Genomic DNA, 12,923 nt, shown 5'->3' on the forward strand with positions numbered 1-12,923 from the left:
CATCCTCTCTATGTTGTTCATGCCATTCTTACGATGCGCCGCGCAGCAGCCAATAGATTGTGGTTGCCAGAACAGCCGCAGAAGCGGCGAACAGCCCCTTCATCCAGCGAGGTGCCGGCGCAGACACGGACTTGGCTGCACCTGAGCGGTGCATCCACTGCTGCCAAGCAGCAGCTGCTTCGCGGGCGCTGGCAAACTCGCCGTAGAGCGCCTTGCGCAGCCAGCCGCTGAGCGGCTTCAACACTGCGCTTGTCGCAGCGAGCTTCGCCAGCTCATCCGGTGTTCGCGTTTGTGGCAGCAGTCCGGCAGAAAGCTGCGCAAGCCGGCGACTTTCATGCAGCTGAATGCAAAGCACTGCAAACGAGAACAAGTCATATCGCGCATCCGCCGTACGAGTGCCCGCATTCCAATAGCCCCGGTCATAAATCTCCGTAAACTGCCTGACGCCTTTGCCGAAAGCGGTAGCACCACCATAGTCCACGAGCTCTGGCCGGCCGTAATCGCCGACAAGGATGTTCTCTACCTTCAAGTCCCCAAACGTCCAGCCCGCTTCATTCAGCTCCGCTAATTTGCCAAGCAGGTTGAAGGCAACTACAGGAAACCATTCCTTCCCCTGTTTACCCAAATAATCGGCGAGCGTCATACCTTTAATGTATCGCATGACATAGAACGGATGCTCCTTGCCATCTACTCCGCGGAAATCATCGACATCCACAAGGAAGAGACCTCCCTTGGCGCCGCGCTTCTGTTTCTGCTTCGCGATCGTTTGCAAGACATTAACTTCCGATTGCAAATCTACGGTATTCGAACCGATCTTAAGCGCGAACAGCTCACGCTGTCGCTCGACCAGAAATACTTTGCCATTGGCTCCTTCGCCGAGCAGCCGTTCCACACGATAGTTGCCCTGCTTCCACTTGCCGCGAATGACTGTACCGCGCGGAAGCGTCCATTCAAACGACGTAGTCACTCATCATCCCGTCCGTTTCATCATTCTTCCTATTACCATAATCGGCTTTCTGATAAAAATCAATGACTTGCACGATCGCAGGGCCGGTTGGCGTCGTCCCCCGCATCTGCAGCCGCGGGAATAAAGAATGGACGCCGCTTATATTGCTCGTCCAGTCGAGATCAAGTTTGCAGTCCTCTCCATAAGCGGAGCCTGGAAAATGAAACACTGCAAGCTCGCTGCCTCCCTGTCTGGACTGCAAGCTGATGGCCAGGTCGCGAATCGCTTCTTCCACCGCGTGCAGCTTCGGCTTCATGCTCGCGCTGGCATCAATTAATAGCGCAACGCGCAGCTTGCTCGTCTCGCTCAGCTCGTCAATGACGCGCACAACTTCGCCGCGCTTCTCCGGCGGAAGCTCCTCAATGGACGACGTACCGAGCACCTGCTTCAACTCCCGTTGAACGGCTTGTTGAATCGTCTGCACAACGGTCTTGCGCGTCAGCATTTGAACGGTTTGCGAGAGCTGTCGCGTATGCGACAACCGGCTCAGACCGCCGCCCGCCCGCGCAATTTCTTCAATCTCAGTCGTACCGAATTCAGCGAGATCGCCTTGATCCACAACACCGACAACATTAACTGTAATCCCTACTGCATGCGCCTGCGCAGCCGCAATAACCGGGCTCACACCAACATTGGAGCAGCCATCGGTTACTAATAGAATCTGTCTCATCGTTCATTCCCCCAAAACCTTGGAATCTGAATCTACTGCTAGTACTAGCTCTATCAGCATTGCCAATTATGAGAGGGGATAACCCTGAATGGTTGAGGTGCGGGGTTGAGTGGGCGGTGTGGAGCACGCGAATACAGGGGAGTGCAATTGAGGAGAGTCGGATGGGAGTTTACGAGAGAGCAGGAGACGAGAAGAGGTTGGTGCGGTGGTAAGCAAGGCGGCGTGTATCTAATGTATGAATAGGAATGTTAGAACGCAAAAAAAGCCTGCCGGCCGGACAGGCTTCCAATGCTTCTATTCCTCTATCTATAGCTATGGATCTTTAATAATCGCCGGTGCACGCTTATGCTGCCTCAATGTCTGTACTCGCTCCTGCCGTTGCCGCCCTTGGGTAAACTGTCCGTTTCGTATGCTGCTCATCAAATCGGCTCACCGTCCCTAAGTTGCTCAACCTGGCCATACCAGATTGGCGGAGTGCAGCCCGCTCGGGCTGATTTATGTCTATTCTAGTGATGACAACCTTATAAAGTCTTCCATTCCACTTATTGATCATTCAAAATCGCCGGTGCACGCTTCAATGATGAAGGAAGCCGAATTCGTTTCCGCTGCTTACGCCTTTGGAGTTGGAGTAGTTGCTTGATCCATTTACTGTACATGGTTAGCTCACCGTCCTTGGTCGCTCGACCTTGGTCACCCCAGGCCAGCGGAATGTAGCCCACTCGGGCTGATGTTTGTCTACTCTCGCGACGACAACCGTCATATCATCCACAATGTCGCCTTTGTGGTACCGCACGACTGTTTCCAGCAGTCCATCGGCAATTTCCTGTGGATCGTCGGATCGAATTTCCTGAATGATCCGTTTCATCCACATTTCCTTATTCACGGCATGTCCCGGCGCGTCATAGATGCCGTCGGTCATCATAATGAGCGTATCTCCGGGTTGCAGCTGCACGCGGATAAGATCTATGTCAATGTCCTGCAAAATCCCTACCGGCAAATTGTTGGCCGTAATCGGAATCACTTCGTTCCCGCGCTTTATGAAGCTGGGCGTTGATCCGATTTTCATAAAAGTCGTCTTCGCAGAGTACATGTCGATGAGTGCGACATCGACGGTTGCAAATATCTCATCCGAAGAACGCAGCAGCAGGATGGAGTTAACCGACTTGATCGCAAGCTTCTCATCCATACCGGATTGCAGAAGCTGCTGCAAAATCGTCAAAGCAGTGCTGCTCTCCTGCTTTGCACGCTCCCCGTTACCCATACCATCGCTGATCGCGACAGCAAACTTGCCATTGCTAAGCTCCACCGTACTAAAGCTGTCTCCCGACAGCAGATCGCCTCCCTTGGCCAGTCCGGCGACACCTGTTTCAATCTCATACGCTTTGGCCGTCCCGAAAACAACCTGCGCAGCACTTCCCTTCTTCTCCGGATAAGTCTCCGACATAACGGCAATAGGCTCGCCTAGAATATCGGATAACAGCGGCGCGATAATTTTGCGGCATTCGTCATAACCGCGGCCAAACGTATGGTACACCTCAATTTCAACGTTTCCCTCCTCCAAATTAATAATTTCAATGCCTTGTATCGATAAACCGAGCCCTTCCAGCGCCTCCCGGATTTGTTCTTCCTGTAAGTGCAGCTGCTGCCCTTCCCGCTGGATTTCGCGCGCCAAGTCTTCCATGACTTGAGAAACGCCGGACAGCTGTTCTGCGACAAGCTGCCGAGAATCGTTCAGCTGCTTTCGCCAATGCCGATCATGCTGATAGAGCTCATGCTGCTGCTGCATGACGTTAAGCACTTGATGCGGCTTCACACAATGCACGCTCCATTCTCTCGGCACCTCCTTCGGCCCCAAACGGCGCCCTTCCTCTACGGTCGTCATCATACTTGTCATCATCTTGTACGTATCATAGAATCGCCCCTCCCAGCAAAGATCCCGCTTGTGACAGGAATTGCATGTTTTCTCTGCAGCCGCATTCATGAAATGGCCTGCAGCTTCCTCTCGCCGCTCTTTCTCCGTAACCTCATTGCCGAGCTGCCCAAAGCTGCGGGAAAGCTGGCGAAACACTTCGGAGAACTGGGTTACGCGCTGTGCCGTGACATCTCGGACGCGCTTTGCATATTCATGCTGCGATTTCACATGTTCCTGCGTGCCGGGCACATATTTAGAAATGATTCTTACAATCGATTTTGGTGTAAACATAAGCATGGTAGCTGCGATGACTGACTCCCACGTCGAGGCCATCACATCTGCCTGATTACCGACATAAATGGATAGAATTGAAGAGCCTAGCAGCATCCCGAAGGCTACCGCCATTTTGCCCCCTTCACGAAGCAGTCCGGCAAGCAAACCGGCAAAAGCAAGCAAGCTCATCTGCACAATCGCATTGGTATCTGCCAAACTAAGAATGAGACCGGCGACAACACCCACGGAAGCGCCAAGGGGTGCGCCGCCTACAAGCGCAAAGAGCAGCAGCATAAACCGCGACATGATGTGCTCAACGGACAAGCCGTATATTGTCCAGCCGACAGCCCCAGTCATAATGGATGCAAGCATGATCATCAGACAAATGATTTCCTCGTTCTTCAGTGCCGATGATTTCTTGGTCAGCGTCAGCACCGGTATCGCTTGGACGAATACCAGCGTCAGGACGAAAGCTAAAGATGCTTCCACGCCAACCATCATCAGCTCATACCAGCTCAGCGTGTCCGTCGTCACAACGCCGAACAATCGAACCAGCATCGTAGCGATGAACACTAGCAGCGGTGCGTACGATAGTTCCGCTCGTTCATAAGCCTCTAAGCCCCTCAGCAATAAGTAAACAACTGCCAGCTCCATAGCAATCCACATCGGTTCCGGCGCGATCGCGAGCCAGCTGCCTGCTACAATGGAAGCCGCAACCGGAAGCAGCAGATCTCGACGCAGAAAGAAGATGACTGTAAAGTAAGCAACTGCAAACGGAGTCAGTGACTCCAAGATGACAGCTCGTCCGAGCAGAAACCCGACAGCCATCAGCGCAAACGTCCATTTTCGTGAGGTCAGCATCCCTGCTATGCGAAGCAACCCTGCTCGTTCCATTCCTTTCCTAAGGGTTGATTGGACGAAGCTTGTTTTCTGTACACCTGGGAACATGACAACTTTAGGTTTGTCCACCATGCCTGATGACACCGCCTTATTCCGAATTTGTATCCCCATTATAGGATTACGAATTGAGAAAGTTTGTCAGAAAGCGTTGTCATGGCAAAAGTTTTTTCCGACATTTTCACGCGTGGTGGGCGACCCCTTGTCGGGATTGCGGCATCCTAGCGCTATCAAGGTGTCGACATACATATGCGACTCCCCGTCACCCACCGTTTCAACAAAAAATGTTCCTTCCGCCAAACCTGCGCGTGGCGAATCGCCGTCCGAACCTGTCGGGTTTGCGTGAGAACAAGAGAAAAGTTTTTGAAGTGGGCGGGTATATTTCGTATATTTGCTGCATAACATGCCGTTGACAGCTGCTTCGCACCGAAAAAAGGCAGCAAAAAAGGCAGCGCCTCTAGGGGCACTGCCTTCTTCTCCTACTACTATGCTATTAATCGCGCTTAGCACCACGGCCACCGCGTTTGGATTCCGTGTTTTTCTTCAACGAAGACATACGCTCTTCGCTATCTTTCAGGAAACGAGACATTTTGTCCTCGAAGGACGGTTTGCCGTAAGCAGGTTTGCCGCCGCCAGCTTTATTGAATGGACGTCCGCCACCTCCGCCGCCGCCTTGACGATTAAAACCGCCTCCGCCACCGCTTGGTCCGCGATCTCCACCGCCACCTGGTCCGCCTGTACGATTGAAGCCTCCACCGCCTCCGCCGGCACCTGTCCGGTTGAAGCCGCCGCCTGGTCCGCGATCTCCACTGCGTTCACGCTGAGGAGGTGCTGAGCCTTCTGGCCGGTCGATTGCTTGCTTAATGGATAGCCCGATTTTCCCGTCTTTATCTACATTAATGACCTTCACTGTAACGACATCTTCCAGTTTCAAATGGTCTTTAACATCCTTGACGTAGTTATCGGCAATCTCTGAGATGTGAACTAGCCCTGTGACACCTCCCGACAAATCGACGAATGCTCCGAAATGCGTAATGCCTGTCACCTTGCCCTCTAACTTGGCGCCCACTTCAATTGCCATAGGTAAAAATGTTCCTCCCTAACCGTTATGCGAAGCCTTTAGCTTCGAGTTCTCTCAGCCTGAGGCTGCGAGCATAAAAATAAAATATGACTACGGTAAGCCGTTTAAAAATATGGTTACTAAGCTGATTATACCCCAATGGGAGAAGCAAGGCAACAGGACGGATACCCGTTGTTATGCCCATCTATATGAATGCTGTGGCGACCAGAGGTCGCTCCAAGCCAATCATATTAGATAAATGCTGAGTCAACCATAGGTTGCCTCAAACCAATTATCGTAGATGAATGCTGTAACGACCAGAGGTCGCTCCAAACCAATCATCTAGGGCTGATTAACAACCTCAATCCTCTTCTCACCTTTGCCAACCATGCCTTGGTCCTTCGCTGCCAGCTGTCCGATGTACTCCTTGTCACTCAATCGCGCGACCGCAAGCTTCAGCTCTTCGACCTGCTTGGCTGCTTCATCGATTTTCTGGGAGGCATTGGCCAGTTTGATCTCCGCTTGTCCTTGCCGATCAAGCTGAGAAATCAGCGTATATAGCGCCCAGCCCATGAAAAGAACGATAAATACAAACCAGATCTTCAACCGGCGTTTCGTTCCTGCATACTGCGCCGCAGCGGATGATTGAGAACTTGTTGTAGTTGTCGCCATATCACGGACCTCCTGACGTTAGATTAATCGTCTCTCTTCTCTTGCTTCCGATTCTTCCAGCGCTGCCATAGCTTGTTCAATCCGGTACGAAGTTTAGTCACTCGTTCCGGAATTCGCCACTTGGCTATAATTGGATTTACCCAACGTTTCCAAGAACGAAGCAGCGGCTTCCAAATCGGTTTGGTCATCCATCTAGCCAATAACCAAAATGGACGTACCAATTGTACCACAATTTTGAAAAGGAAAATAGCAAATGCTCTCAAAAACGCGAAGAGCAGCTTCCCAATTCGATAGAGCAGCAGCAGAGGACGAATAATCATGATATCAAAAGCTCGGATGATAAACTTTATAATAGCGCGGACGGTGCGTATCAGAATATGTACAAGCTTCATCGTGATTTTGCTAAACAGCCAGTAATAACAGCCGATGCCCAGCAGCAGCCCGATGAACACATACGCCCGCACTTCGCCTTCATTGCTTGCAGAGAGCACCTGAAAGACAACCAATGTAGCTGCAATCCAGTAGAGTAGGTCAAAGATCGGAATCCATAACCGGCTGATCCGCAGCTCGTCCGATACGACACGATATCCATCGAAAACGATGCCCATCCCGATCCCTGAGAGCAGCATCGTTATCATCGTCCACCACTGAACGGTCAGACTCACTTGAATATCTTCCCGAACAAGCCCTTCGACGACTTGTTGCCCGTATTGCCATCCAGGTAAGTGAGCGAATGAACCAGCCCTTCAATGGCAACCAGCCCCTGCTCCAGACTAAGATGCTTCATATGCAGGTTCTGCCCGCGGATCGCCAGAAAGCCCAGCTCCGTCTCCAGCAGAAACTCTTCACTATCGAAGCTCTCCACATTCATAACGCCGGTAATCTCAAGGATCTTGCGGTTAAGCATTTTGATTTCCTGGCGTTTCTGTCCTTTGGCTTGCTCGATCATTGCCCGTCCCCCTCCTCCAGCATATCTATCACTGAGACTAGCCTATGGGGAAGGGACAGGTTTTAGAACTGCGAGATTGGGACTCTACGATTTTCGCGGGATCATAGATTTGATGACTTGTACGAGCAAGGCAAACGCATAGAAGAATACGGATATCGCGCCGCTCGCGCTAATGATTCGAATAGCCGTTCGGATGAATAGGTAGGAATCGTGAGGGCCTTATTGTGTGAAAATGGAGCGGATATGGACTGTTTAACACGAAATAGCTTCTGTAGGATTCGTTAGCGTTTCAAAGCGGGTCATTTTGCTGAAATAAGCCCTCTACGATTCGTTAGAGCAAAAGAAAAACAGCCGCCACCAGGTATTATCCCGGTTGAGGCTGTTACATAAGCTGCTTATGCTTGCCAGTCGAGCTTGTTCTCTTGCTGGCGCGCTTCTTCTTTCAACAAAGTATACATACCGCTAGCCTCGTCCTTCTTGGTCGTCTCCAAGATCCGCTCGACGCGGACGGTGACGATCTTCTGGCCGTATTGAATTTTGAGCTCGTCGCCGGCTTTGACGGTGCTGCTCGCTTTGGCTTCACGATCGTTAATCCAGACGCGGCCTTGTTCGGACACGTCCTTTGCGACAGTACGCCGCTTGATTAAACGCGATACTTTGAGGAACTTATCCAGACGCATTATTACTTGATCGCGTCTTTCAATTTATTGCCGGCTTTAAACGCTGGAACTTTGGATTCTGCAATCGTGATCGGGTTGCCCGTTTGCGGGTTGCGACCTGTACGGCCGGAACGCTTACGCGTTTCGAATGTACCGAAGCCGATCAATTGTACTTTGTCTCCGCCTGCCAGAGCATCTGTTACCTCGCCCAGAAAGCCGTTCAATACGGATTCTACATCACGCTTAGTCAAACCGCTTTTTGCCGAGATGTTGTTGATCAAATCTGTTTTGTTCATTGTTAATGGCCTCCTAAAAGTTCAAATATACTTGTAGGCAGTGTTTAGACTGCCGCATAGCTTAGTTTCCTCAGCTACTACTTCTGCCTATTAGCAAATAAATCCTGCTGATTGGAAAATTATTTTCACGTTTTGTGAGGAAATAAGCCGAATTTTGACGAATCTACAATCCTTTTTACTAGGGAAGCTTCTTCGCATCCTCCCAGTAACGATCCATCTCTGTTAAATCAGTTTGGTCAAAGGATCGCCCGCTTATACGAAGCTGCTCCTCAATATATGAAAATCGTTTCTTAAATTTATGATTGGTGCGAGAAAGCGCCTCTTCCGGATCCGCATGGATGAAACGAGCTACGTTGACTGCCGCGAACAACAAATCTCCGAGCTCGCCTGCCTGCTCCTCGGCGTCCTTGGATTGAATGGCTTCGCGCAGCTCGCTCAGCTCCTCGCCAACTTTGTCGAGAGCCGGGCCGATATGATCCCAGTCGAAGCCGACTTTGGCCGCTTTCTTCTGAATCTTGTAAGCTTTCATCAGTGCAGGCAAATCAGGCGGAATGCCATCCAATTGCGAGACTGTGGTCGGATCGATGCCTTTGCGGCGCTTCTCCTCGGCTTTCATCTGCTCCCAATTGCGCAGCGCCTCTTCTGAATTACCGGCACTCGTATCGCCGAACACATGCGGATGACGGAACAGCAGCTTCTCGTTAAGCGATTGGATGACATCATAGACGGAGAATGTGCCAACCTCTTCTTCCATCTGACTGTGCAGCATCACTTGCAAAATAACATCACCAAACTCTTCGCGCATGCCATCCGGATCATCGTTATCGAGCGCTTCGATCGCCTCATAGGTTTCTTCGATGAAATTCTTGCGAATCGATTGATGGGTTTGCTCCCGATCCCACGGACAGCCTTCGGGGCTTCGCAATATCGCAACGATTTCATGCAGGCGCTCGAAGGATCGGTTTCGCAGCATATCGTCCGTGGAACGCGGCAGCCAAATCAGCGAGAGGTTGCCGTAGCCCGGTGTCCGATCCAGCTCATAGAGCGGCACGGTGATGATTTGTTCTTCGCCGGGTACGCCGAGCGCATGGCCGATCGTAATCGGATAATCATCGGGCAGCAGCTCCATAAGCGTCAGCTTCACATCAGATGCGGTGAATTCGTCATAGACCTGGCCGATCACGGTATGCAGCTCCGTGCGGACCAGGGACGCCTTCAGTTCCGCTGCATCAAGCAGCTGGAAGCCTTCAATCGGGTCGAATCCGAGCCGTGTAAAAGCTTGATCGAGGAAGCTCTCACCGCCAAGAATGTGCAGTTCCGTGTCGTGCTCCGGGCAGCGCTCGCGCAGCAGCTGCACTGTCCTCTCAGCAACCATCGGATGGCCCGGAACAGCGAATATTAAGCTGCCTTTCGTACGGGCATTTGCGATGAGCTGCTCGGCGATGGCTTCGTATACATCCGGGAATGAGTCCATTTGCTCGTATAGAAAGTCGAAGGACTCGTATGCTAATTGATGATCGCTGAATAACTTCATCATCGGGTGCTTGTCCGTACGCACATAGCGATTGGACGCCTCTTGCAGTCTGCGCCAGACACCTAGTGTAAGCTGATCTTCATCGCCGGAGCCCAGTCCGACTACGGTTATCGTTGGTTTTTGCATGTATGTATGTTCCTCCTTTGGAATGCAATCGTCGGCGAGGTGTTCCGCCGAGGCCGTGATTAGTTGGCGATTAGTTGGCGCTTGGCAGCAGCCGCCAACGCTGTAATCGGGCGGCAAGCGCATCGCCGCCCGGGAGCGCGCGCAGCTCGCGCGCGGTGACGCCGCCGAAGCGCAGCGCGGCGGCTGTGAAGAGCGCTCCGCCGAGGGCGGTTCCCCCGAGCGCGAGCGCGCAAGCTGCCGCCCTCGGCGGCAGCGCAAGGTCGAGCAGCGGGGCACCGCCGCGCTCGACCAGGACGAGCACCGCGGCCATGACCGCGAGTGCGAGTCCGATGCCCGCGGCGCGCCGCGCGGGCATCGCCGCGCCGGCGGCGCGGCGGACGGCGCCCGTGCCGAGCAGGGCGGCCGCCGCGAGCGCAGCGATGCCGGCGCAGGCTGCGCCGGCCGTGCCGTACGCCGGCACAAGGGCGGCGTTGAACGCCGCCTTCAGCGCGGCCGCGGCCAGCATGAACAGCGCCGGGGCACGGACGGCCCCCAGCCCCTGCAGCGTTGCAGCCGCGATTGCGCTAACGGTGCCCGCGAGCGCCGTGCACCCGACAAGGGCAAACGTACGCGATCCGGCATCATCCGCGTACAGCATCACGTTAACGGGCTCAGCTAGCAGCGCGAGCCCTAAAGCCGCGGCTGCGCCGATGCCCCACGCAGCCCGCATTACAAGAGCAGCCTGCTGACGCACGGCAGCTTCATCGCCGCGCACGCGTGCGGCCGCAAGCGCGGGAACTAGCGCGGCTCCCATCGCGCCCGCAACCATAACGACCAGCTGCACAAGCGGCTGGCCCCGGCTGTACAGGCCGAAGAGCGACATCGCATCGGCCGGCGACACGCCTGTTCCGCGAAGCAGCCGCGGAACCGTGAATGCATCTACAACGCCAAGCGCAGGCACGGCAAGCGCCCCGAGCGTGACCGGAATCGCAAGCAGAGCCAGCTTACGCATCAGCGTCACTATTCTTTCTTTACCCAATTCCTGCGAGAAGTTTCGCTCATCCGCACCGCTTCTCTCCCGATTCTCTTCCCGCCCTTGCTCTCGCCCTTGCTCTCGCTCTTGCTCTTGCTCTTGCTCATGCTCCCGCTTCTTCCCCTGCTCCTGCCATTCCCGCTCCCGCAGCCAGAAAGCCGCGATCACCGCAAGCCCCGCCGCTCCGCCAATAGCTGAACCGGCAGTTGCGCCAGCAGCAAGCTTAGCATCAGACCAATTATAGTGCCAACCGATAGCGAGCAGAATCAACATACCCGCCACGCGGACGGTCTGTTCCGACAGCTGGGACACTGCCGAAGGCAGCATTTGTCCCCGTCCTTGATAATAGCCGCGTAGCGCTGCCATTACAGGCGCGAACCATAGTGCGAGTGATGCGGTTCGCACCGCTGGAGCGGTTGCCTCATCGCCCATCCAAACCGCGATTCGCTCGGCGCCAAGCCACAGCCATACAAATCCAACTGCACCGCTCACAAACAATAACCAAGCGCTTGCGCTCAGCACTCGCCTTGCACCGCCTGAATCCCCGCGTGCTTCGCGCTCCGCTACGAGCAGGGATACCGCGACGGGAAATCCCGCCGTTACCATCACAAGCAGCAACTGATACAGGGGATATACCGCGTTATAAATCCCGAATACGCGATCACCGGCTATATTTTGCAGCGGAATTTTCTGCATCGTGCCAAGCGTCTTGCTTATTAACATGGCCACGCCCATCAGAGCCGCGCCGCGAAGCAGTAAAGGCCTTTTCCCTAAGCTTTTGTTATCGCCTTTGTTCCCGCTGTTGTTCCCGCTTCTGTTCTCGCCTTTGTTATCGCTTTTGTTCCCGATATTCCCTACGTTCTTCCCCGCGCCTTGCCCTCGGTCAGTTCCTCGTTCCGCTCGCTGTCCATCGACTTCCGTAGTCACAGCATGCTCTTCTTGCCCTATTTTCAAAACCTGTGCACCTGCCCTGCTCTCTTCTCCTGCTCCCATTATACCCCAAACTTCTGACACGGAATGAACCTCTACAGAAAAAAGCTCCCATGAAGACATGCTCTTCAAGGAAGCTTCTAAGCTGTTATTGCTCCATTTGCTTGGCGAGGAACCCTGCTGCGGTTTCTGCCATTTTGGTCTCCATTTGCGCCATTTTGACGCTCTCTTCTTTACTCAGCAGCACAACGGTACCGATAGGATCGCCGCCGGCTACAATTGGAGCCGCCACGAAAGAACTGAATGCCTCTCCAATATCTTTGACGACCTCGTAAGAGCCGCCGCCGGATTCCAAAAGGGTTTTGCGGTTCTCCATGCAGCTCTCCAGCATAGCTCCGATCTGCTTCTCCAAATAATCTTTCTTGGATGCTCCCGCGACCGCAATAATATTGTCCCTATCCGTGATCAACGTAATATGGCCCGTACTTTCAGCTAAAGACTCCGCATATTCCTTGGCAAAATCGCCAAGCTCACCAATAGGGGAATACTTCTTCAAAATAACTTCGCCGTCGCGATCAACGAATATTTCCAGCGGGTCGCCCTCGCGTATGCGCAGTGTTCGGCGGATTTCCTTAGGGATAACGACCCGGCCGAGATCATCGATACGACGGACAATTCCAGTTGCTTTCATGTTCTAGTTGCCCCACTTTCCTTGAAGGTTTTGAATTGGACTGGACGCAAACTGCAAATTGCAAATTTTCTATCGTTCAAGAGGAGAGGATCCTTGAATAAGGTGATTTTCGATCTGACCATAGTATTCATCTGCTCCCATTTTCTTATGCACGTGGAAAAGGGACAAAAGCCTTGAATCACCGCTGTTGGAGGTATCTTCCACCTTACACCCTGCAACAGAAAAAAAAGCACCCC

At 53.3% G+C, this 12,923-nt stretch carries 12 protein-coding genes; all 12 read right to left on the reverse strand.

Going from position 1 to position 12,923, the window contains the following annotated elements; translation table 11 throughout:
* Nucleotides 1–28: 28 nt before the first annotated feature.
* On the reverse strand, nt 29–967 hold the full coding sequence (locus tag AC506A_RS29465) for a protein kinase domain-containing protein (RefSeq protein WP_495464582.1): 939 nt from the start codon (nt 965–967) through the stop codon (nt 29–31).
* Nucleotides 951–1,676, reverse strand: coding sequence for a vWA domain-containing protein (locus AC506A_RS29470; RefSeq protein ID WP_495464583.1), 726 nt, complete (start codon nt 1,674–1,676; stop codon nt 951–953). The genes AC506A_RS29465 and AC506A_RS29470 overlap by 17 nt, the downstream gene beginning before the upstream one ends.
* Before the next feature lie 658 nt (nt 1,677–2,334).
* The gene (gene spoIIE, locus AC506A_RS29475; protein ID WP_495464584.1) at nt 2,335–4,833 is read right to left on the reverse strand and encodes a stage II sporulation protein E; all 2,499 of its coding nucleotides are present in this window, start codon (nt 4,831–4,833) and stop codon (nt 2,335–2,337) included.
* Between the two features lie 418 nt (nt 4,834–5,251).
* Nucleotides 5,252–5,839 (reverse strand): S1 domain-containing RNA-binding protein, encoded by a 588-nt coding sequence (locus tag AC506A_RS29480; protein ID WP_495464585.1) that lies wholly within the window; start codon nt 5,837–5,839, stop codon nt 5,252–5,254.
* A gap of 321 nt (nt 5,840–6,160) precedes the next feature.
* The gene (locus tag AC506A_RS29485; protein WP_495464586.1) at nt 6,161–6,490 is read right to left on the reverse strand and encodes an FtsB family cell division protein; all 330 of its coding nucleotides are present in this window, start codon (nt 6,488–6,490) and stop codon (nt 6,161–6,163) included.
* Between the two features lie 23 nt (nt 6,491–6,513).
* Nucleotides 6,514–7,155: a spore cortex biosynthesis protein YabQ gene (gene yabQ / locus AC506A_RS29490; protein WP_495464587.1), complete on the reverse strand. Its 642-nt coding sequence runs from the start codon at nt 7,153–7,155 to the stop codon at nt 6,514–6,516.
* Nucleotides 7,152–7,439 (reverse strand): sporulation protein YabP, encoded by a 288-nt coding sequence (yabP, locus tag AC506A_RS29495; protein ID WP_495464588.1) that lies wholly within the window; start codon nt 7,437–7,439, stop codon nt 7,152–7,154. The genes yabQ and yabP overlap by 4 nt, the downstream gene beginning before the upstream one ends.
* A 395-nt stretch (nt 7,440–7,834) precedes the next feature.
* The gene (locus AC506A_RS29500) at nt 7,835–8,119 is read right to left on the reverse strand and encodes an RNA-binding S4 domain-containing protein (protein ID WP_090985876.1); all 285 of its coding nucleotides are present in this window, start codon (nt 8,117–8,119) and stop codon (nt 7,835–7,837) included.
* A gap of 2 nt (nt 8,120–8,121) precedes the next feature.
* Nucleotides 8,122–8,394, reverse strand: coding sequence for an HU family DNA-binding protein (locus AC506A_RS29505; protein ID WP_090985878.1), 273 nt, complete (start codon nt 8,392–8,394; stop codon nt 8,122–8,124).
* Nucleotides 8,395–8,572: 178 nt separating this feature from the next.
* Nucleotides 8,573–10,054: a bifunctional methyltransferase/pyrophosphohydrolase YabN gene (yabN, locus tag AC506A_RS29510; protein WP_495464589.1), complete on the reverse strand. Its 1,482-nt coding sequence runs from the start codon at nt 10,052–10,054 to the stop codon at nt 8,573–8,575.
* A 70-nt stretch (nt 10,055–10,124) separates the two neighbouring features.
* Nucleotides 10,125–12,080: an oligosaccharide flippase family protein gene (locus AC506A_RS29515; protein ID WP_495464590.1), complete on the reverse strand. Its 1,956-nt coding sequence runs from the start codon at nt 12,078–12,080 to the stop codon at nt 10,125–10,127.
* Nucleotides 12,081–12,144: 64 nt separating this feature from the next.
* Nucleotides 12,145–12,687 carry a stage V sporulation protein T gene (spoVT, locus tag AC506A_RS29520; protein ID WP_495464591.1) on the reverse strand — a complete coding sequence of 181 codons (543 nt, stop codon included), beginning with the start codon at nt 12,685–12,687 and terminating at the stop codon, nt 12,145–12,147.
* Nucleotides 12,688–12,923: the final 236 nt, after the last annotated feature.

This window comes from Paenibacillus sp. N22P23 (genome assembly GCF_059383735.1).